The sequence below is a fragment of the Nocardia sp. NPDC059764 genome, from assembly GCF_042732555.1.
In the GTDB taxonomy this organism is placed as follows: domain Bacteria; phylum Actinomycetota; class Actinomycetes; order Mycobacteriales; family Mycobacteriaceae; genus Nocardia.
The window spans coordinates 1-20,218 of the sequence record NZ_JBHWHH010000098.1; the positions used below are offsets into that span (position 1 = coordinate 1).

Here is a 20,218-nt window from a genome sequence, read left to right on the forward strand (position 1 = left end):
GTATCGGCTCGTGCCGGTACCCCGCACGAGCGCGGCCGGATCACTAGGGTGAGCGCATGACCAGGCAGCGGATTCTCATCACCGGCGCGAGCTCCGGACTGGGCGCGGGCATGGCCCGCGAGTTCGCGAGCCGCGGGCGCGATCTGGCGCTGTGCGCCCGGCGGGTCTCGAATCTGGAGGCGCTGCGCGCGGAGCTGCTGGCCGCGCACCCGGGCATCACGGTCGCGGTCCGCGGCCTGGACGTCGATGACCACGCGGCCGTCCCGAAGGTGTTCGAGGAGCTGCGCGAGGAGCTCGGCGGGCTGGACCGGATCATCGTCAATGCCGGGATCGGCAAGGGCGCGCGCCTGGGCACCGGCCGCGCCGACGCCAATCTGGCCACCGCCACCACGAATTTCGTGAGCGCCCTGGCCCAGGCCGAAGCCGCCATGAGCATCTTCCGCCGCGAGAACGCCGGTCACCTGGTGCTCATCTCGTCCATGAGCGCGGTGCGCGGGCTGCCCGGTAAGAAGGCGGCCTACGCGGCCAGCAAGGCGGGCGTGACCGCGCTGGGCGAGGGGCTGGCCATCGAGCTGCGCGGCACCCCGATCAAGGTCACCACCGTGCAGCCGGGGTTCATCGCCACCGACATGTCCGCCAAGGCCGGGGACGCGAAACTGGTTGTGCCGCTGGACAAGGGCGTGCATTCGATGGTCGCCGCCATCGAGCGGGAGACCGTGCGGGCCTCGGTGCCCGAATGGCCGTGGCGGGTACTGGGTCTGGTGATGCCGGTGCTGCCGCGCGCGATCATGGCCCGGATGGGCTGACGCCGGTTCGTGGCCGACACCACTGCCAACTGGATGAGCCTGGGCGCCGACCCAGCGTTCTCGAGAACACTGGTCGACTTCCTGAGCTGAGAACGGCCGCGGCCCTCGGGGTTTGGTCAGTACTGTTTGCGGTGCGGCACGAACTCCAGGGAGAGCAGTGCCAGCGCCGCGATCAGCACCTCGCGCCACCGGATCAGCACGTACCGCTGATCGCCGAACGCGTTGAACTTGCGCAGGAATCGGTACAGCGATTCCAGCCGGATCAGCGGATCTCCCAGGCGCACCGCGAGATACACCGCCTGCATGGTCCGTGACCGGTGCTTGTCGGCGAAGATCTCCGGAAACGCCGCGAACGCCAGCGAGATTCGCTTGATCCCGTGGTCGCGCGCGTAGTCCACCAGGTCCACGATCATGCGTTCGTCGAGCCCGTTGGGTGCGTCGCGCCGCCGCCACGGCACATCCAGGCTGAGGTCCTGGCCGTTGCCGGAGGTCCCGTAGCGCTGGAACCCGACCACCTGTCCGTCGGCGTCCCGGGCCATCACCACCAGCATGCCCGGGTGCCGTCCGTCGAGCAGGTGGTCGAGGATCATGGAGAAGCCGCGGGTCTGCCGCCCGGTCCCCCATTCGTCGACGATGGACAGCAGGGTTTCGCGCTGCGGTTCGGTGAGCGCGACCTCGGGCAGGATCTCGGTGGTGACGCCGTAGTTCCTGGTGCGGCTGACGGCCTGGCGCAGATTGCGGAACTTGCGGCCCACCAGGTCGAAATGGTCGACGTCGATGACCACGTCGCGGCCCACGGAGATGGCGCGCAGCCCGCGGTGGTCGACGGCCCGCCGCTGCCACAGCTCGCTGACCTCGGGACTGGCCCCGAGCACCGCGATGCGCCAGCCGTGGCCGCCCGCGAACAGCGAGAACTCGGTGAGCAGTGCCGGGAACCGCGCGGGGTCGCCGAGCGGGTCGCCGGAGACGACGGCGATGCCGAGCCGGGCCCGATAGGCCAGCGCCGCGGAGCCCGCGTCGTCGAAGAAGTAGGTCTTGGACGAGTGCAGCGCGAACGGCGCGAGCGGGTCCCGGGAGCTGCGCCGAACCAGTTCGGCCACCCGGGGTAGCTGTTCGGGTTGCGGCTTGCTGCCCTGCGGCAGCACCAGGATCGCGCCGCTGACCGCGAGGAACACGAATCCGACCCCGGGGTGCTCGGTGCGGTAGGCGAAGTTGGAGACGACCAGGGTCATGGCCGCGCCGGTGAGGTGGGGCAGCGTGATGGGCCGGCGCAGGTAGAGCCCGCGCGCCACGAACAGCCCGGCGACCGAGACGGCGATGAACCAGCCGTGGTCGTCGCCTTCGCGGGAGGCTCGTTCGGCGGCCCAGACCAGGATCACGCTGCCCAGGACCAGGGCGCCCATCAGCCCGACGCGGGTGCTGGGCCCGGCGACGAAGGTGGTTTCCCGGTAGGCGGTCAGCGTCGGATTCGGTACGCGTTCCTCACGCATCTGGACCCCTTTTCTCCCACTCGACACACTATGTGTGAGAGACGGTTCGAGGCATCGGGTTATTCCGGCCAGCCCAGCCGCGGCGTGGTGAGCACCGGATCGGTGATGCCATTGTTGCAGGCCAAACCGACAGCGTCCCAGCCCGCGAGACTCGATCCGGACTCATATGCGGATTGGAAGAAGTCCAGTGCGGTGGCGACGGGGTCGGCGGTGGCGCGGACGTCGTCGTAGGACAGGTAGGCGCTGTGCCCGGAGCCGGACGCCACCCAGCAGGCTTGTTCGGGGCGCAGGGGTTTGTCGCTGAGCCCGGCGGGTTCGGGCGCGGTGTAGGAGTAGAAGGTGGGGGCCGGGACCTTGTCGTCACCGAACCAGAATCCGGCGCTGATCACCTCGCGGGAGTAGGCCTCGCGGGTGACCGGGTCGACGGTGTCGGGCATGACGATCTTGCGGTCGGAGAAGCGCTGCACGGCCAGATCGAAGGTGTGCCAGAAGATCTGGACGGGGCTGATCTTGCCGGAGTAGGTGGCGCTGAACTGTTCCAGGATGCGTCCGACCTGGCTCTGCACGTGGAAGGCGCGTTGCGCGGCGGCGGGGTTGTAGGTGTGGTGCTGATCGTCCTGGTCGAAAGGGCGGCCGTGGTCGGGCAGGTCGAAGGGGGTGGGGTGGGCGATCACCACGTCGATGTCGAGGTTGCGCAGCGCGTTCATGGTCTCGACGTAGAAGCTGGCCACCGACTGGCCGGTGAGCGGCACCTCCTCCTGCGTGCCGCGGTCGTTGCAGACCCGCAGCACGTGGTCGAAGAAGTCGAAGGAGCAGGTGAAGACCGGGCCGTCGGTGGCGCTGCCGAGGGGGACGGTGGTCCAGCCGCGGGCGGTGAGCCGGTAGGTCATGTGCCACCAGTGGTTGCGGCGGATGCCCTTGGCCAAGGCGACCTTGCCGATGATCTGGGCGTAGCGGTGCAGGGTTTCCTTGGTGGGCCGCCATGAGTCGAGCGGGATGGCGGGAAGAATGTCCTGAGCCATCCGCTCATGCTACTCAGCTATCAGTGCGTTACCGCCCGTCGCCGGCGTGCCCGGCCAGCAGTTCGGCGAACGGCCGGACCGCGCCGACGCCATTGCCGGAGTTGCGGTGCCGGACCGGCTCGTCCTGCAGGAAGCCCTGCACCGCGGTGGGTGCGGCGACGATCTGCTGGGCGAGTTCGGACGCCGCCCGGTGCACGCGCTCGGCGAGTCCGGTGGAGCCGAAGTCCTCGGTGGCGGCGAACACGCCGGTGGGGACGACCACGGCCCGCAGGTAGGTGAACAGCGGCCGCAGCGCGTGATCGAGCACCAGCGAATGCCGGGCGGTGCCCGCGGTGGCGGCGATCAGCACCGGCATGCCGTTGAGCGAGTCGGTGTCCAGGACGTCGATGAACATCTTGAACAGTCCGCTGTAGCTGGCGGTGAACACCGGGGTGACCGCGATGATCCCGTCGGCGTCGGAGACTTTCTGCCGGGCCGCGGCCACGGCGGGCGTGGGCAGCCCGCCGGTGGTCAGGGTGGTGGCGAGATCGCCTGCCAGTTCCCGCAGTTCGATCACCTCGACGTCGACGCTCTCCCCGCGCCCGCCCACCGCCGCGGAGACCGCGGCGGCGAGCTGGTCGGCGAGCAGCCGGGTGGAGGAGGGCTGCGAGAGCCCGGCGGTCAGGACTACCAATGAGCGACTCATGCTCGGCCTCAGTTCTTTTCGGCGAGCGCGCGCTCGCGGGCGGGCTCGACCAGGTGGTGCGGGGCGTCGGGGCCGGCGGCGACCAGCGACGCGTGGGTGGGCGGATCGCTGGGCACGCCGGCGGGGCGGCGGGCCTCGAACTCCTTGCGCAGCACCGGGACCACCTCCTTGCCGAGGATCTCGATCTGCTGCAGCACCATGTCCAGCGGCAGACCGGCGTGGTCCATCAGGAACAGCTGGCGCTGGTAGTCGCCGACATTGTCGGCGAAGCCCAGGGTGCGTTCGATGACCTGTTCGGGGGTGCCGACGGTGAGCGGGGTCAGTTCGGTGAAGTCCTCCAGCGACGGGCCGTGTCCGTAGACGGGCGCGTTGTCGAAATAGGGCCGGAAGATCTTCTTGGCCTCGGCCTCGGTCTCGGCCATGAACACCTGGCCGCCGAGTCCGACGATGGCCTGTTCGGCCGCGCCGTGCCCGTAGTGCTCGAAGCGGCGGCGGTACAGGGTCACCATCTGCTTGGTGTGCTGCATGTCCCAGAAGATGTTGTTGTGGAAGAAGCCGTCACCGTAATAGGCGGCCTGCTCGGCGATCTCGGGCGAGCGGATGGAGCCGTGCCACACGAACGGCGGGGTGCCGTCCAGCGGCGCGGGGGTGGAGGTGTAGCCCTGCAGCGGGGTGCGGAACTTGCCTTCCCAGTCCACGCGCTGTTCGCGCCACAGGCGGCGCAGCAGGTGGTAGTTCTCGATGGCGAGCGGCAGCCCGTCGCGGATGTCCTTGCCGAACCACGGGTAGACGGGTCCGGTGTTGCCGCGGCCCATCATGAGGTCGACGCGGCCGCCGGCCAGGTGCTGCAGCATGGCGAAGTCCTCGGCGATCTTCACCGGATCGTTGGTGGTGATCAGGGTGGTCGCGGTGGACAGCACCAGCTTCTCGGTCTTGGCGGCGACATAGCCGAGCATGGTGGTCGGCGAGGAGGGCACGAAGGGCGGGTTGTGGTGCTCGCCGGTGGCGAACACGTCGAGTCCGACCTCCTCCGCCGCGAGGGCGATGGAGACCATGGCCTGGATGCGCTCGGCCTCGCTGGGCGTCCGGCCGGTGGTGGGGTCCATCGTCACGTCGCCGACGCTGAAAATTCCGAACTGCACGGGTCCTCCTCGGGTCGCGTCCACATTTGGTGGATATGGCAACCACTTGAACATAGCGGGTGGATGGGGTATTCCTGGGCGCGACGGAGGCGTGATTCGTGCCACTGCGAGCGCCTCGCGGTCACCCTCGCCACGGGTCCCGAATTCCGGCGGCACCTGCTCCGTTCCGGAGCCGAGGACTGGCCAGTACCCGCAATCCACTTGCGGGTACAGCGAAACACTCAGTAGTGCAAGATCTTTCGAAGTATCCTGAACATTCCCCGCGCAACGCCGGAGATCTCGAGCATGAACAAGGGGGTAGATCCAATGGCGGACAACTCCGTCGGTGCGGCATACGCTGTCGTCGTCACCGCGGTCGCCGATCCGATGCAGGTGGAGGGCCTGGAATGGGATCGTGCGGTGGAATTCCTGCCCAGTATCGATTCGCACGTCCTGAAGTCGTGGGTGCGAGATCAGGAGACCGGGCCCGACCCACGCCGCGGCGTGGTGATCCCGGGCCCACAGCGCCGCGTCGGCCAGCGACATCCGTACCGGGAGGTGTGCGTCCCCTCGGCCGAATACCAGCTCTTCAGCGCCGCGGTCCGCAGCAACCGCCGCCGCGCCACCGCCTGTGCCGAGGAGGAAGGCCGCCAGCGAACCCGCGTGCTGTCCAGCGCCAACTGCGGCTGACCACACCGCTACCGGCGCACGTCACCGGACCGCTCGGGGGGTCGAGCGAATATCCGAGCCGAACGTGCCGCCGTGCCACACTCGCGGAGTGCGCATCGCCATCCTGGGCCCGCTGGAAGTAGCGGCCGACGCCCGGCCCGTCCCCATCCCGGGAACCCGCCTGCGCGCCCTGCTGATTCGCCTCGCCCTGGAGCCCGGCCGCCCGGTGAGCGTCCCCACCCTGATCGACGACCTGTGGCCCGAAGCGGCGCCCAAGCGCCCCGAACACGCACTGCAAGAGCTGGTTTCCCGCCTCCGCCGCACCCTGCCCGCCGACATCCCGCTCCGCGCGGCCGCGGGCGGCTACGTCCTCGACATCGCCGCCCTGTCGGTCGACGCCTACCGCTTCGAGCGCCTGGTCCGCGGCGGCATTCTGCGTCTCGACCGCGGTGACCGGGCCGCCATTCCCCAACTGCGCGAAGCCCTCTCCCTCTGGCGCGGCCCCGCCCTCACCGACGTATCGGCCCTGCCATTCGCCGCCGCGGCCGCCACCCACCTCGACGAACTCCGCCTGACCGCCACCGAATCAGCGCTGGCCGCCGAACTCTCCATCCGCCCCGGCGATCCCCTCCTCATCACCGAGCTGACCGGCCTCCTGACCGCCCATCCCCTCCGAGAACGCCCCCGCCTGCTCCACATTCAGGCCCTCCACGCCGCAGGCCGCACACCCGAAGCCCTGACTTCGTACGACCAGTACCGAACCCTGCTCGCGACCGAACTCGGCACGGACCCCAGCCCCGAGCTTGCGGGCCTTCACCTGAAACTCGTCCGAGGTGAGCGGCCGACCCGGACCACAGCCCCGAGTCCGGCTGCGCGGCTCCGGGTTCCGCTGACGAGCTTCATCGGGCGTGAGCACGACCGGACCGAGGTGGTGAAGCGGGTCGGAGACTCGCGGCTGGTCACGTTGGTGGGTCCGGGTGGTGCGGGGAAGACGCGGCTGGCGGTGGCCGTGGCGGCAGAACTGGGCGGGCAGGTCGCGGGCCCGGTTGACCGTGCGACGGGCAGCCAATTCACGGGTGGCGTTGGGTTGGTGGAATTGGCGGCGGTGAGTAATTCCTCGGATCTGCCGCAGGCTGTGGCGGGGGCGCTGGGGGTGGCGTTGTCGCGGACGGCGGAGCCTTCCGGGGGTGATCCGGTGGGGCTGCTGGCGGAGGGGTTGCCGACTGCGCCGATGCTGCTGGTGCTGGACAACTGCGAGCATCTCGTCGACGGGGTGGCCCGCTTCGTGGAGGACCTGCTCGGGAGGGTGCCGGCGCTGCGGATCCTCGCGACGAGTCGTCAGCCGCTGGGGATCGGCGGGGAAACGCTGTGGGAGACCGCGCCGTTAGCGGTGCCGCCGGCTGATTCGGTCGAGGTCGCGGATTTTCCGTCGGTTCGACTGTTCCTCGATCGTGCGACGGCGGTCCGCGCTGATCTCGCGCCGACGCAGGGTGTGCTCGAGACGGTCGCCGAGATCTGCCGTCACCTGGACGGGTTGCCTCTGGCGTTGGAGCTCGCGGCCGCGAAGCTGCGGGTCATGCCACTGCCGGTGCTTCGTGACCGACTGGATGATCGATTCACCGTGCTGGCGGGCGGAAGCCGCACCGCGCTCCCCCGCCACCGCACGCTGCGGGCCGTATTGGATTGGGATTGGGAGCTTCTCCTCGAGGAGGAGCGCACCGCCCTCGCCCGCCTGTCGGTCTTTCCCGCGCCCTTCACCCCCGCTGCCGCCGAGGGGCTCGGCGTGGCCACGTCCGAAATCGAAGCGCTGCTGGACAAATCACTGCTGCAGCTCGTCGACGTCCTGACCACCGACCCTGCCCTCCCCATACCGCAACCGCGCTACCGAATGCTCGAGTCGGTCCGCGCCTACGGTCGCGAGCATCTCACGGCCCGAGGCGAACTGGACTCGACCAGATCCGCCCACGCCGCCTACCACCTGGCCCTCGCCGAAGCCGCCCACCCGCACCTGCGCGGCCACACCCAACTCCCCTGGCTCCGGCTCCTCGACGCCCACCACGATCACCTGATCGCCGCCCTCCGCTTCGCCCAGGAGTCCGCCGACACCGACACCGCGTCCCGCCTGGGCTCGGCCCTCGGCATGTACTGGGCCCTCCACGCCAATCACACCGACGCCGTCCGCCTCCTACGCCCGATCCTCGAACTCCCGACCACCCACCCCCATCCCCCACTGGCCGCAGCCTTCGCACTGCATTCCCTGCTCGCCGCCCAAGCCACCGAACTGACCACGGCCACCGACCACATCCGCCGCTGGACGGGGGAATCAGCTTCGGGTTCGGACGGATCGGTGACCGCGGACGGGGCAGCGGAGTTGGCTCTGGCGCTGGTGGAGTTGGCAGGCGAGCGAGTCGATGTGGGGCTCGGGGTGGTGGAGCCGTGGCTGGGTCATTCCGATGCGTGGACTCGGGGGATGTTCTGGTTGGTGCGGTCGTTCCTGCACGCCAATGAGTCCGGGGTAGCGCGGTTGGACGCGGATCTGCGGATGGCGGCGGAGTGTTTCGAGGAGGCCGGGGAGCGGTGGGGTTGGTCCACCGCGTTGACGTATCTGGCGTTCGCGCGGGCCGCGCTCGGGGATTTCGGCGGGGCCGAGGAGGCGATGGCGTCGGCGTTGGTCGCGGCGGAGGAGCTGGGCAGGCCGGTCGCACTGCGGGTGTGGCTGGTGATGATCCGCTTGCATTCGGGTGAGGTGGAGGCCGCGCGGACCGATCTGAGTGCGCTGGCCGAGGAGACCTTGTCCGCCGGGGACACCGTCATGACGCAGCTGCTCGCGGCGGATGTCGCCCGGTTCGATGGAGATCTGGCCGAGTCGGCGCGCTGTTTGCGGCGAGTGGAGTCCGATCTCGGGCTGGCCGTGAGCGAGGACCGCTCGTACCGGGCGATGTTCGGGCTGCGAATGGGCTTGCTGCGTGCGGCCGAGGGCAGGACAGCCGCCGCCGCCACCCACTGCGCCGACGCATGGGCGAATGCCGTGGCCATCCGCGATCTGCCGTTGGCTGCCGAGGTGGCGGTCGGCGTCGCGCGGGTGTGCTTCGCGGCCGGGGCCGCCGAAGCATCGGCCGAGGCGCTGGGCGCCGGGCACGCCTTGCGTGGCGCCCCGGATGCCCGCTATCCCGACATCGTGGCACTCCGAACGGAATTGGCAGCCGCTCTCGGCGATGATCACGCGACTGCCGCTTACGAACGGGCCCGGGTGCTCATGCGCGACGAGGCCCTCGCTGCGGTCGAAGTCTGTCTTCGGACGGCGAGCGAAATCAGCTCGAACACCTGAGGTTCACACGCAGCACGATTGATGTGAGTGCCGAGTGAATGCGTGTGAGCGCGATGTGAACTCGCTGTGAGCGCCGCCCCGCAGTGTGGGCCGCATGCGAAACGACTCCGATCTGCACGAGTTCCTCACCACCTACCCCCACGACATGGCGTTCAGCCCCGACGACCCGTCCACCGTGGTCGACCGCTGGTTCACCCCCGACATCGACTACCGCAACGACGGGCTCCACCTGAACCGCCAGTCCTTGATCGCCCACGCCCGCCCCGCTCGCAAGAACGCCGAATCCGTCCGGGTCCGCATCCATCGAGCCCTGCTGTCCGGTGACAGCATCGCGGCCCACTACACAATGTTCGCGACCCTCCGCACAACCGGTCCGACCGCCACCGAAGTGTGCATGATCGGCCGTCTGTCCCCCGACGGACGCATCGAGCGGATCGATCAGCTCACCCGCTCCGTGCCGGTGGAGGGCGAGTAGCCGTGCGATCCCTCCTATCTGCGCCGATTCTGCGGCGAATCGCTCTGGCCGCCATCGTCTTCTGGGTGGCGGCGCTCGTCGCCACCGGTGGTCTGGCGGGCAAGCTCGGCGGGGCGGAGAAGAACGACGCCACCACCTGGCTGCCGAAGAGTGCCGAGTCGACGAAGGTCTCCGAGCTGACCGGGAAGTTCATCGGGTCCGATGTGTACCCGGCGGTGGTCGTCTACGACCGGGGCGACGCGTCGAGCTCCACCGCGCGGGCGCGAGCGGAGTCGGACGCTCAGCGGTTCGCGACGCTGCCACAGGTGCATGGTCCGGTCCCGGAGCCCGTGGAGTCGGAGGACGGCAAGGCGATCCAAGTCGTGGTCCCGATCTCGGTGGGCGTCAAGGGAGTCACGGACGCTCTGCCGGCGGTGCGATCGATCCGCGACATCGTCTCCGATGCGGGGATGAGCGTGCACGTCACCGGGCCGGCGGGGTACGGGGCCGATTCGGCGGACGCGTTCTCCGCGGTGAACTCGACGCTGTTGTACGTGACCATCGCGATCGTCATAGCGATCTTGCTGGTCACCTACCGCAGCCCGGTGCTGTGGCTGCTGCCGCTGGTGTGCGTGGGGGTGGCCCTGACGGTCGCGCAGGGGCTGATCTACCTTCTGGCGGCGCACGCGGGCCTGACGGTCAACAGTGACACGGAATTCCTGCTGACCGTCCTGGTCTTCGGCGCGGGCACGGATTACGCACTGCTGCTCACGGCGCGCTATCGAGAGGAGTTGCGGCGCACGGAGAATCGTCACGTGGCCATGGCCACGGCCATCCGTCGCGCCGGACCCGCGATCGCCGCGAGTGCGATCACCGTCGCCGTGAGCCTGTTGTGCCTGGTGGTGGCCGATCTGAACTCGACGAAGAGCCTGGGCCCGGTGATGGCGACGGGAGTTCTGGTCAGCTTCGCAGTACTCACCACCCTGTACCCGGCCCTGCTCGTGCTGTGCGGACGGTGGATATTCTGGCCCGCCGCACCGCGTTTCGGCGATCCCGAACAGGCCGGAAGCCGTCGAGGGAATCGCCTCGAACGCTTGATCACCTCCCGTCCGCGAAGGGTCTGGCAGGTCACCGCGGCGGTGCTGGCGTTCCTCTCCCTGGGGTTGTTCGGATTGCACGCGTCCGGACTGCGGGCGCAGGACACCTTCCGAAACCGCCCTGATGCCGTGGTCGGCGAACAGGTTCTGCTCGAACACTTCCCGGGCGGGTCCGGTGACCCGGTGCAGATCATCGGACCGGCAACGGATGCGGCTCGCCTGCGGGACCTGGCTTCGGGGGTGCCCGGTGTGGTGTCGGTGTCGGCTCCCGTTCGCGCGGATGGCCTCGCCTACTTGGCGGTGACGACGGCCGATGTCACCGGTAGCGATGCGGCGTTCGCAACCGTCGAACGTCTCCGCTCCGCGGTGCACGCAGTGCCTGATGCCATGGTCGGCGGCAGTAGCGCCGTCGCGCTCGATACCCTCGAATCCGCGCGCCACGACCGCAATGTGGTTGTGCCCCTGGTCTTGTCCGTCGTCTTCGTGATCATGGCGCTGCTGCTCCGCGCCTTGGTGGCCCCCGCCGCGGTTCTGGCCACTGTCGCCCTGTCGCTGGCCGCCGCTCTCGGCGTCAGCGCGCTGGTGTTCGACAAGGTGCTCGATTTCGCCGGAGCCGACCCGTCATTCCCGCTGTGGGCCTTCGTGTTTCTGATCAGTCTGGGAATCGACTACAGCATCTTCTTGATGGCCAGGATCCGCGAGGAGACCGCGAACCATGACACCGCTACGGCAACGGTGATCGCGGTGCGCACCACCAGTGGAACGATCACCGCGGCGGGTGTGGTGCTGGCCGGGACGTTCGCGGCATTGCTCACGCTGCCTTTGGTTTTCGCGGCGGAAATCGGGTTCGCGGTCGCGTTCGGCGTGCTGCTGGATACCTTCGTGGTGCGGACGGTTTTGGTGCCGGCGCTTGCGATCGATTTGGGTGAGCGAATGTGGTGGCCTCGACGCACCCGATTCGGTTCACGGAAAGAGGAGGAGGTTTCCGATCCGATTGTGACGCAACCTATTTAACCAATTCAATTCTGAAAAGCTCCGGCGTACTGGACATTTCGGGTTCCTTGAGCGATCAAGCGGGAATAAAATGGAGGCATGGATTCGAATGGGGTGACACTCGACGACTGCGGTATCGCTGAACTGGCGGCCGCGGTCTCGACCCTGTCGGAATCCATTCAGGGTGGGAAGATGTCGGGGTTCTCCGATGAAGACATTGTGACGTTGATGCAGAGGATTGAAACCTGCAAGCGTCAACTCGCCGCGTTGGATACTCCGCTGATTGTCGAAGCGGGAGAGCGTTCGCTGCATTCACGTAGCGGGGCCGGGAAGATGGTGCCATTCCTGCGGCACACCCTCGGACTCTCCCGTTACGACGCATCGGTGCGGGTGAAGATCACCCACCACTGCGGCGAATTCGTGCAGCAGACGGGACACGTCGCGCCACCGGTATTGCCGGTGACTGCCGAAGTGTTTGCTACGGGTGAGATCTCGCGTGATCACGTGCGCCACATCGTGGATGTGATGAACCACCTCGCCTGCCCTGCCGGACCTGGGCTGACGCCGGGCTGGGATCCGCTTCCCGCCGATCCCAGCCCACAGACTGAACGCATCACCCTTCAGAGACCAACCGCTCCGGCGTCTTCAGCTCTTCGTTCTTTTGTCTTTTCTCTTCTTCTCCAGGCGTCTCTATCTTTGTGTCTCTCTTATCTTTTGGTCTTGTAGATTTTCAGATGTCGACCATCTGATAGTCAGCCACATGACTGCCCAGGAACCGCAAGTGATCGGTGGAATCCCCCAGCGTGTGCTCGATCGCGTTCAACCGCGCGGTGTAGTGCCCAACCGGATACTCATCAGTCATACCGATCCCACCATGCATCTGAATCGCCTCCTGCCCGATGTGCCTGGCAGACCGCCCGATTCGCAGCTTGGCCCGAGAAGCAACCATCGGATCGACCACCCCGTCGGCCAGCGACATGGACGCATACATGCTCATCCCCCGCGCCAGCTCCAGCGACACATACATGTCGGCAGCACGCTGAGTCAGCGTCTGGAACGTACGCAGCGGCACACCGAACTGCTTACGAGTCTTCAGATACTCGGCCGTCCACCGCAACGACTCCTCCATCGCCCCGATCGCTTCGGCACACAACGCAGCCTGAGCAGCGGCGATGGCGGCACCGATGGCATCGGAGGCATCAGCTACGTCGCCGAGCGGTTCCGCGGCAGCTCCCTCGAATTCGATATCCGCACCATGCCGCCCGTCATGGGTGGTGTACGGCCGCAGTCGCACCCCCGGGTCGGAGGGCGTCACCAGGAACAGCCCGACACCGTCTTCATGGGCAGCACTGACGATCAGAACGTCCGCCTGGTCACCGTGGGAAACCGGGTGCTTGCGTCCGGTGATCCGCCACCCGTCGCCTTCCGGAACCGCTCGAGTGTCGGTATCGGCGGCAGGCCAGCGCAGTCCCGGCTCACCGTGGGCGAAAGCAAGTTTCAGCTGTCCTTCGGCAACGCGAGGCAGCAGATCCTTGCGCTGGACATCGCTGCCGACGGCCGAGATGAGCGCTCCGGGCAGCAGCGCGCAGTCGAGGATCGGTTCGGTGGCCAGGGCGCGCCCGATCTCGGTCATGACCAGCATGACTTCGATGGGTCCGGCGCCCATGCCGCCGTCTGCCTCATCGAAGGTCAGGCCGAGTAGCCCGATGTCGGCGAAGGTGGCCCATCGTTCGGTGTCGCGTCCGCGGGCGAGCAGGTCCCGCACGGTGTCGCGCAGCATTTCCTGTTCGGGGGTGAGATCGAAATCCATGGTGCTGCCTCACAGTCCGAGGATCGTCGAGGCGATGATGCCGCGCTGCACCTCGTTGGATCCTCCGTAGATCGATGTCTTGCGATAGTTCAGGTAGGTGGCGGTGCTGCGGCGCGCCCAATCGGCGTTCGACTCGTCCTCGCGGGCAATCGAATCCGGTCCGGCGATGTCGACCAGGAGTTCGGTGACGGCCTGCTGGAGCTCGGTGCCGCGCAGTTTGAGGATGGACGACACCGGGTTGGGTTTGCCGTCGGCGGATCCGGCGGCGACCCGTAGTTGCACGAGTTCCAGTGCCAGCAGCTCGTTTTCGAGTTCGGCGAGCCGGGTCGCGAACAGCGGATCGTCGAGCAGGGTGCGTTCGCCGAGGCGGGTCTGCTTGGCGTGTTCCTTGGCGAGCCACAGCCGCACCTTGGTCTGGCCGACGGCGGCGATGCCGGTGCGTTCGTTGCCGAGCAGGAATTTGGCGTAGGTCCAGCCCTGGTTCTCCGCGCCGACGAGCTGGTCGGCGGGCACCCGGACGTTCTCCAGGAACACCTCGTTGACCTCGTGGCCGCCGTCGATGAGCTTGATGGGCCGCACGGTCACGCCCGGGGTGTCGAGCGGGAACAGGAACATGGAGATGCCCGCCTGCTTCTTGGGGGCGTCGGGATCGGTGCGGGCCAGGCAGAAGATCCAGTCGGCGAATTGCGCGCCGGTGGTCCAGGTCTTCTGGCCGTTGATCACGTAGCTGTCGCCGTCACGTACGGCGACGGTGCGCAGGGAGGCGAGGTCGGAGCCGGCTTCGGGTTCGGAGAACCCTTGGCACCACCAGATGTCGAGGTTGGCGGTGGCGGGCAGGAACCGCGCCTTGAGTTCCTCGGAGCCGAAGTGCGCGATGACCGGCCCGATCATATTGGTGTTGAAGGTGAGCGGTTCCGGCACCGACGCGAGCTGCATCTCCTCGTGCCACAGGTGCCGCTGGATCGGGGTCCAGTCCTTGCCGCCCCAGGCCACCGGCCAGTTCGGGGTGGCGAGCCCGTGCGCGTTGAGGATGCGCTGGGTGGTGACGAGGTCGTCCTTGGACAGTTCCTGTCCGTGCCGATGCCGGTTGCGGATGTCGGCCGGGATTTCGCTCCGAAAGAACGTGCGCAGCTCGTCGCGGAAGGCGAGCTCGTCGTCGGTGAGCGCTAGTTGCATGCGTTGACCTCCAGTTTCGTGGTTACCCACGCCATCGGCGGAAATGATACACAGACATAGCCGTGTCTCAAATAGGGTCGTATACTCGACGGTCGACCGGACCCTCGAAAGGAGCACCCTTGTCCGATCACGACCTCGGCGTCGGCGAACTCATCGCGCGCCGGCACCGCGAGGACAGCGCCCCCGGTCGCCGCACGGATCGCCATCGCCTCGCCCTCGTCATCGAGGGCGGCTCCTCGCGTGGGGCGTACTCGCACGGAATGGCCATGGCCATCGAGGAATTGGGCGTGCTGTCCTGCTTCGACGCGGTGTACGGGGCTTCGGCGGGCGCGTTGAACGCGGCCTGGCTGCTGTGCGGTCGGGCGGTGGATTCGCGGCGGGCCTGGAATCCCGAGGTGATCAACCGCGTGATCAGTCCGGCGCGGGCATTGCGCGGCGGCAAGGTGGTGGACACCGACTATCTGGTGCACACCGTGTACGAGCGGATCGTGCCCATGGATTTCCCGGCGATCCTGGCCAATGCCATCACTTTCCACCCCATCGCCACCGACGCCGACACCGGCGCGGCCGTCGACCTGCACCCGGAACTCAGCGATGTGCGCTCGGTGCAGACGGCGCTGCGGGCCTCGACCTGCCTGCCGATCCTGGCGGGGCGGCCGGTGCGGATCGGGGCGCGGCGGTTCGTGGACGCGGGGCTGTCGGAATCCGTGCCGGTGCGAACGGCGTTGGCGCAGGGCGCGACCCGGGTGCTGGTGCTGCGCACGCGCCGGGACGACGAGGCCATGCGGCCTCCGTCGACGGTGGAGTCGCGGGTGGTGGCGCGCTTCCTGTCGCGGCACGCGCCCGGGACCGTCGGGCCCTGGCTCGCACGGGTCGAGCGACATCACAGCGACGAGCGCGATTTCGCCTCCGACCCGGCCGTGCTGCAGATCCGCCCGCCGCGCGACGCACCCGATATCGGCCGCATCGATCGTGACCCCGAGGTGCTGCGGACGGCCCTCATCCTGGGACGCGCGGCGACCGCGCGCACGCTGTCGGAGTTCCTGGCTCCTAAGCTGTCCGCGTGACGCGAGCGGAGGGAACGAGAGCGCCGGGCCGACCGGCGTCGGCGAGTCGGGACGATGTGCTCGAGGCGTCCATCGCCGTGTTCCTGGAGGGAAAACGGCTGGACGTCAATGCCATTGCCGCGCACCTCGGGGTGGGGCGGGCGAGCATCTACCGCTGGTTCGGCTCCCGCGACGGCCTGCTCGGCGCGGCCGTGGCGCGGCAACTGGAGAAGGTGGTGGCCCTGGCCGACCGCCGCACCCGCGGCACCGGCGGGGAGCGGCTCGCCGCGGTGCTGGACCGGACCATCGACCTGTTGGTCGCCAATGACGCGCTGCGCGCCTACTTCGACAACGAGTCCACCGCCGCCCTGCGCCTGATCACGCGCGGCGACGGGACCGTGCACCAGACCGCGGTGAGCATCGTCGAGCGGCATATCGAGCGCGCGCAATCGGAGGGCTACCAGCCGCCGATCGAACCGGACACCCTCGCCTACGCCCTGGTCCGGCTGTGGGAGGCGTTCCTCTACAACGATGCCGTGGCCGGTTTCCGCGGTGACGTGGACCGCCTGCGCAAGGTCCAGAACGCGCTGCTGCGAACCTGATTCAGAGGTTCGCGATGAGCGGGACGAGCTGTTCGGCGGAGGTGCGGGCCCCGTGGTGGCCCAGCAGCGCGGATTCCAGGGGTTCGAGGACGGGCCGGATCAGTACGGTCTGGTTCTCGGCCACGGCGATGATATCGCCGATGCGGTGGGCGATCACGGGTGTCGGCGGGGTCGGCCCGAACCAGTGCTCGTCGAGGGCTTGTTCGCGGGAGACGACGGTGGCGTGCGGCGACAGTTCCGCGGTCCAGGCCGCACGGATATCGGCCAGGGCGTCGGGGTGTTCGAGATAGACGTGACGCACCCGCGCCTCACCACCGATCAGGCGGACGCCCCGGTGCAAGGCGGGTAGCGTGTCGAGGTCGATGGCGTTGTCCACGTGGATCATTCCGTGATCACCGGTGATCAGCAGTGTGCAGCTGGACGGCAGGTCCGCGAGCAGGTCGGCCACCGCGGCGTCGATCTCGGCGAGCACCGCCAGCCACTGCGGCGATTCCGGGCCGTACAGATGCCCGTTGGCGTCGAGGTCGGCGAAGTAGGCGTATGCGAACCGCGACACCGTCCCGGAATGCTGTGCGACAGCGAGGATTCCGGCGCGCAGATCGTCGAGGTTCGAGGCCGGGTGCAGGGTGCCCGGGGCGCGGAAGGCGGCGCGGGTCAGCCCCGACGCGCGCTGGTAGCCGGGGATCACGTAGTGCGGTTCGATCCCGTGGGCGGCCAGGTCCTCGAGCCGGCTGGTCTGCGGCTGCACCGATTCCGGCGGGTAGGCCTCGACGGCGGTGTCGCCGGTGGCGCTGTCGAGGGTCCAGCGCAGCGAGTTCAACAGCCGCACCCCGTCGCCTTCGGGCAGCGCGAAGCTGTAGCCGATGATGCCGTGGGTGGCGCAGGGCGCGCCGAGCGCGAGGCTGGTCAGGCTGGTCGAGGTGGTGGCCGGAAAGCCCGCGGTGAGCGTGGTGCGGACGTGGGCGGCGAGGGTGGGCGCGAGGTCGCGGTGGCGGGCCAGCAGTTCCGCGCCGAGGCCGTCGATGAGCAGCACCACGACGTCCCGATTGGGCGCGATGGCCAGCGGATTCGGCTGATCGAGTCCGAAAGAGGCGGCGACGGAGGGCAGGATGTCGGCGAGTGTGTGCGGACCGACCCCCGCGGGTGTACCGGGCATGAATCGACTCTATGGGGCCAACGGTGGGTTTCGAGCTCAGAATCCCGGCGGCGGGGGCAGGCGGCGTTCGCGCGGGACGAGCAGGAGCAGCAGGGACAGCAGCAGTCCCCCGGCGACCAGGTACAGCCCCCAGGTGCCGGAGAGCAGGTGGCGGTAGTCGGTGCGGAGTTCGTGGTCGAAGCGCTGGTCGAGTCGCCAGGTGAGGATGCCGAGTCCGGCCAGTCCGGCCAGCACGCCGATCCACCCCACGATGCGGGACCCGGTCAGCGCGGCCACCAGCACCACCGCCGCCGCGCCGAGCAGTCCGATGGCCAGCGAGGTGACGAAGCTCCCCGACTGCGCCCCGATCTGACCCAGGGTCCGACCTCGCTCGAAGCCGTTACGCAGGTCGGTGAACTGAACATTCCGCGCGTCGACCGCGCCGATGAGCGGACCGAAGACCCCGACCGCCACCGCGATGGCGGCGGCGAACAGCAGTAAGTGAACGAAAGTGCGCATACTCCACGGTATTGCGTGGACGGTCCCCCGGCACGCGATCGAACCTTACGGTCCGAACACACCGGAGGACCGGCGGATGAACTCAGGCGCGACGATCCACGGCGGCCCACGCGGCCACGGCGACCACGCTCGACACCACGGCCACCGACGGCCACGCGCCGATCTTCTTGGCCAGCGGGTGCGAGGCGCCCATCGCGCCGATGGCGAGCCCGGTCAGCGCGGCCGCGCCACCGGTGCCGACGGTCTTGCGCCACCGCGGGAACGCGGCCGCGGTCCCCGCCGCGAACACCGCCCCGCCGAGCTGCCGCTTCTTGGTGGCCTGGGCGAGCGCGAAGCCGCCGGTGAGTCCACCGGCCGCGAGCAGCGAGGTCGGTACCGCGGGAATCCCAGCCATTTTCACTACCTCCAACAGATACGAGCGAACGACTACCACTCCGACGGTAACCGGAGCCATTTCCACCGTTTCTTCGGGGCGGCGTTCGCCCCTCGGTCGCGGTCCGGGTCGGCGAGCAGTGAGCGGTTCAGCTGGTCCTCACTGATCGCCGGAACCGGCAGCGGGTGAGCGGCTTCCGCCCGCAGTCCGTCCAGGATCAGTGCCAGATGGCGCCGCCACGCTTCGGGGGCGATGCCCGCGGTCTGCTCCACCACTCGCGAATGGGACCAGGTGATGAACGCGATGTCCTCGAGCGCCCAGTCCGCCCGTAGCACCCCGGCATCCTGTGCCCGCGTGATGATTTCGCGCATCGCGCCATGCCCGGCATCGCGTTGGGCGGCGATTTCCGGGCTGGGCGCGGCCCGCAGCGCGAGTTCGTTGAGCAATCGGTCGCGAGCCTGTAGTTCACAGATCTTCTCGATGAGATAGACGAACGATTCCCACGGATCTTTCAATGCCAGAGCGGCTTCCGCGATGCGACCGCCCGCCTCTGATCCGCCCCCGGCAGGTCAGCGGATGCCCGGGGTCGCGGGGTCGGCCCCGGTGCAGCCGAGGATGAAGCAGCCCGGCGGCCAGTCACCGAAGGGCGGGTACAGCGGTTTGCCCAGGCATTCCAGCAGGCCGCAGCCCGGGTAGGCCATCGGGCCGAGGCCCAGGGCCGCGAGGGTGGCGTCCGGGTTCATGAACATGGGATCGGTGATGCCGGCTTCCGGGCGCTGGACGTAGGGGCCGGGGTCGGGGAGGGCGGGGGTGCGGAAGGCCGTGGTGAGGCCGCGCAGGACTTCGTGCGGAAAGCTCACCGCGCCACCGGGGACAGAAACGCCGGTCCAGCTGACGAGCAGGCCGAGGCTGGGGACGATGAAGTTGTCCTGGCGCATCATGCCGGCCATCTGGAGGGCGTCCTTGGGGAGGCCGGGGAACAGGTCCTCGCAGTCGGGGCCGTTGACGGTGATCAGGAAGCCGTAGCAGGGGTTGACGCCTTGGGAGGTGGTGGCCTCGGTGAGGTAGGCGGTCGGGATCACCTGGCGGCCGTGCCAATTGCCGCGATCGACGAGCAGCAGGCCGAGTTTGGCGTAGTCGTCGGGCGGGAGCACCAGGTGGGCGTGCCCATAGGTGTTGCCGCTGCGGTCGCGCGCCCACAGGTAGTCGGAGTGCCGGATGCCCAAGGGATCGAAGAGGTTTCGTTGCGCGTACGCCTGGAAGTCCTCGCCGACGGCCCGTTGGATCACGTAGACGAGCAGGTCGACGGCGCGTTGACTGTACTGCCAGGTCTCCCCCTGCGGATGCAGGATGGGCATGGCCAGGGCCTGTGCGACCACGTTCGGGTCGAGCCGGGCCACCCCGGTGATGCCTTCGGAGGCGATGGCGATCTCCATGCCGGAGGTCTCGGTCAGCAGGCTGCGCACGGTGATCGCGCGATGCTCGGCATCGCCGAGTCCGGCGGGCAGGTAGTCGCCGATCGGATCGTCCACGCGCAGCAGGCCTGCGCCGACCGCGATCCCCGCGACCATGGACACGACGCTCTTGGTGCCGCTCCATAGATTCCACGGGACGCCGCCCGCCCGCTGATTGGTGGGTCCGGCCGCGATCAGGCAGTTGTTGCGGAACACCTGCACGGTGAAGCGGGTCGGGTCGGAGGCGAAGTCCACCGCGCGCCGCAGCGCGTCCGAATCCAGGCCCACGTCTTCGGCGGTCGCGGTTTCGGGCTGCCTGCCGTCGCTGACTTCGCAGTGCCGCAGACCATCCGGCTCCGCCCCGGCGACGGGCGCCGCGAACGAGGTCAGGGCGGCCGCCATCACCACCGCCAGGATGCCTGTCAGGAAGCGCGCCAC

19 protein-coding genes are annotated in these 20,218 nt (G+C 68.6%); 8 read left to right on the forward strand and 11 right to left on the reverse strand.

What is annotated here, in order from left to right:
• Window positions 1–56: 56 nt before the first annotated feature.
• Entirely contained in the window at window positions 57–806 is a 750-nt protein-coding gene (locus ACFV4K_RS21610) for an SDR family oxidoreductase (RefSeq protein ID WP_379277142.1), read from the forward strand.
• 116 nt (window positions 807–922) lie between these two features.
• Here ACFV4K_RS21610 and ACFV4K_RS21615 read toward each other — a convergent pair whose 3' ends face one another.
• Genes ACFV4K_RS21615 through ACFV4K_RS21630 form a run of 4 tightly spaced genes read right to left on the reverse strand, consistent with a single transcriptional unit; the run spans window position 923 to window position 5,145 of the window.
• Entirely contained in the window at window positions 923–2,296 is a 1,374-nt protein-coding gene (locus ACFV4K_RS21615; RefSeq protein WP_379277144.1) for a bifunctional lysylphosphatidylglycerol flippase/synthetase MprF, read from the reverse strand.
• 59 nt (window positions 2,297–2,355) lie between these two features.
• The gene (locus ACFV4K_RS21620) at window positions 2,356–3,318 is read right to left on the reverse strand and encodes a DUF5996 family protein (RefSeq protein ID WP_379277149.1); all 963 of its coding nucleotides are present in this window, start codon (window positions 3,316–3,318) and stop codon (window positions 2,356–2,358) included.
• A 28-nt stretch (window positions 3,319–3,346) separates the two neighbouring features.
• Complete coding sequence (locus ACFV4K_RS21625; RefSeq protein ID WP_379277150.1) at window positions 3,347–4,003, reverse strand: CE1759 family FMN reductase; 657 nt, start codon at window positions 4,001–4,003, stop codon at window positions 3,347–3,349.
• An 8-nt stretch (window positions 4,004–4,011) separates the two neighbouring features.
• Window positions 4,012–5,145 (reverse strand): LLM class flavin-dependent oxidoreductase, encoded by a 1,134-nt coding sequence (locus ACFV4K_RS21630; protein WP_379277152.1) that lies wholly within the window; start codon window positions 5,143–5,145, stop codon window positions 4,012–4,014.
• A 306-nt stretch (window positions 5,146–5,451) separates the two neighbouring features.
• Here ACFV4K_RS21630 and ACFV4K_RS21635 point away from each other — a divergent pair, with 306 nt between their 5' ends.
• The 5 genes from ACFV4K_RS21635 to ACFV4K_RS21655 all read left to right on the forward strand — a co-directional run bounded on the left by ACFV4K_RS21635 (window position 5,452) and on the right by ACFV4K_RS21655 (window position 12,391).
• Window positions 5,452–5,814, forward strand: coding sequence for a hypothetical protein (locus ACFV4K_RS21635; RefSeq protein ID WP_379277153.1), 363 nt, complete (start codon window positions 5,452–5,454; stop codon window positions 5,812–5,814).
• A gap of 88 nt (window positions 5,815–5,902) precedes the next feature.
• Complete coding sequence (locus ACFV4K_RS21640; protein WP_379277154.1) at window positions 5,903–9,121, forward strand: ATP-binding protein; 3,219 nt, start codon at window positions 5,903–5,905, stop codon at window positions 9,119–9,121.
• Between the two features lie 94 nt (window positions 9,122–9,215).
• Window positions 9,216–9,596, forward strand: a complete 381-nt coding sequence (locus ACFV4K_RS21645) for a nuclear transport factor 2 family protein (protein ID WP_379277156.1) — start codon at window positions 9,216–9,218, stop codon at window positions 9,594–9,596.
• Window positions 9,597–9,598: 2 nt separating this feature from the next.
• Complete coding sequence (locus tag ACFV4K_RS21650; protein ID WP_379277158.1) at window positions 9,599–11,686, forward strand: MMPL family transporter; 2,088 nt, start codon at window positions 9,599–9,601, stop codon at window positions 11,684–11,686.
• 78 nt (window positions 11,687–11,764) lie between these two features.
• Complete coding sequence (locus ACFV4K_RS21655; RefSeq protein WP_379277159.1) at window positions 11,765–12,391, forward strand: DUF222 domain-containing protein; 627 nt, start codon at window positions 11,765–11,767, stop codon at window positions 12,389–12,391.
• 4 nt (window positions 12,392–12,395) lie between these two features.
• On the opposite strand, the gene ACFV4K_RS21660 is transcribed toward ACFV4K_RS21655, so the two are convergent.
• Window positions 12,396–13,475, reverse strand: a complete 1,080-nt coding sequence (locus tag ACFV4K_RS21660; RefSeq protein ID WP_379277161.1) for an acyl-CoA dehydrogenase family protein — start codon at window positions 13,473–13,475, stop codon at window positions 12,396–12,398.
• A gap of 9 nt (window positions 13,476–13,484) precedes the next feature.
• Window positions 13,485–14,651: an acyl-CoA dehydrogenase family protein gene (locus ACFV4K_RS21665; protein WP_379277162.1), complete on the reverse strand. Its 1,167-nt coding sequence runs from the start codon at window positions 14,649–14,651 to the stop codon at window positions 13,485–13,487.
• Between the two features lie 119 nt (window positions 14,652–14,770).
• Here ACFV4K_RS21665 and ACFV4K_RS21670 point away from each other — a divergent pair, with 119 nt between their 5' ends.
• Both ACFV4K_RS21670 and ACFV4K_RS21675 read left to right on the forward strand, forming a co-directional pair.
• The gene (locus ACFV4K_RS21670; protein WP_379277164.1) at window positions 14,771–15,718 is read left to right on the forward strand and encodes a patatin family protein; all 948 of its coding nucleotides are present in this window, start codon (window positions 14,771–14,773) and stop codon (window positions 15,716–15,718) included.
• Window positions 15,715–16,299, forward strand: a complete 585-nt coding sequence (locus tag ACFV4K_RS21675) for a QsdR family transcriptional regulator (protein ID WP_379277165.1) — start codon at window positions 15,715–15,717, stop codon at window positions 16,297–16,299. Before ACFV4K_RS21670 ends, ACFV4K_RS21675 begins: the two co-directional genes overlap by 4 nt.
• 1 nt (window position 16,300) lies before the next feature.
• Here the strand turns inward: ACFV4K_RS21675 and ACFV4K_RS21680 are convergent, their stop codons facing one another.
• From ACFV4K_RS21680 to ACFV4K_RS21700, 5 genes are all read right to left on the reverse strand, one after another.
• Window positions 16,301–17,455, reverse strand: coding sequence for an alkaline phosphatase family protein (locus tag ACFV4K_RS21680; protein WP_379277167.1), 1,155 nt, complete (start codon window positions 17,453–17,455; stop codon window positions 16,301–16,303).
• Window positions 17,456–17,491: 36 nt separating this feature from the next.
• On the reverse strand, window positions 17,492–17,953 hold the full coding sequence (locus ACFV4K_RS21685) for a hypothetical protein (protein ID WP_379277169.1): 462 nt from the start codon (window positions 17,951–17,953) through the stop codon (window positions 17,492–17,494).
• 82 nt (window positions 17,954–18,035) lie between these two features.
• Window positions 18,036–18,347 (reverse strand): hypothetical protein, encoded by a 312-nt coding sequence (locus ACFV4K_RS21690; RefSeq protein ID WP_357086311.1) that lies wholly within the window; start codon window positions 18,345–18,347, stop codon window positions 18,036–18,038.
• Between the two features lie 32 nt (window positions 18,348–18,379).
• The gene (locus tag ACFV4K_RS21695) at window positions 18,380–18,841 is read right to left on the reverse strand and encodes a hypothetical protein (protein ID WP_379277171.1); all 462 of its coding nucleotides are present in this window, start codon (window positions 18,839–18,841) and stop codon (window positions 18,380–18,382) included.
• A 54-nt stretch (window positions 18,842–18,895) separates the two neighbouring features.
• Window positions 18,896–20,218: a serine hydrolase domain-containing protein gene (locus tag ACFV4K_RS21700; protein WP_379277172.1), complete on the reverse strand. Its 1,323-nt coding sequence runs from the start codon at window positions 20,216–20,218 to the stop codon at window positions 18,896–18,898.

Coding starts and splice junctions, on each gene's coding strand:
- ACFV4K_RS21660 (WP_379277161.1), bottom strand. CDS start 13,475: ATGGATTTCGATCTCACCCCCGAACAGGAAATGCTGCGCGACACCGTG.
- ACFV4K_RS21655 (WP_379277159.1), top strand. CDS start 11,765: ATGGATTCGAATGGGGTGACACTCGACGACTGCGGTATCGCTGAACTG.
- ACFV4K_RS21635 (WP_379277153.1), top strand. CDS start 5,452: ATGGCGGACAACTCCGTCGGTGCGGCATACGCTGTCGTCGTCACCGCG.
- ACFV4K_RS21645 (WP_379277156.1), top strand. CDS start 9,216: ATGCGAAACGACTCCGATCTGCACGAGTTCCTCACCACCTACCCCCAC.
- ACFV4K_RS21615 (WP_379277144.1), bottom strand. CDS start 2,296: ATGCGTGAGGAACGCGTACCGAATCCGACGCTGACCGCCTACCGGGAA.
- ACFV4K_RS21680 (WP_379277167.1), bottom strand. CDS start 17,455: ATGCCCGGTACACCCGCGGGGGTCGGTCCGCACACACTCGCCGACATC.
- ACFV4K_RS21685 (WP_379277169.1), bottom strand. CDS start 17,953: ATGCGCACTTTCGTTCACTTACTGCTGTTCGCCGCCGCCATCGCGGTG.
- ACFV4K_RS21665 (WP_379277162.1), bottom strand. CDS start 14,651: ATGCAACTAGCGCTCACCGACGACGAGCTCGCCTTCCGCGACGAGCTG.
- ACFV4K_RS21620 (WP_379277149.1), bottom strand. CDS start 3,318: ATGGCTCAGGACATTCTTCCCGCCATCCCGCTCGACTCATGGCGGCCC.
- ACFV4K_RS21690 (WP_357086311.1), bottom strand. CDS start 18,347: ATGGCTGGGATTCCCGCGGTACCGACCTCGCTGCTCGCGGCCGGTGGA.
- ACFV4K_RS21610 (WP_379277142.1), top strand. CDS start 57: ATGACCAGGCAGCGGATTCTCATCACCGGCGCGAGCTCCGGACTGGGC.
- ACFV4K_RS21625 (WP_379277150.1), bottom strand. CDS start 4,003: ATGAGTCGCTCATTGGTAGTCCTGACCGCCGGGCTCTCGCAGCCCTCC.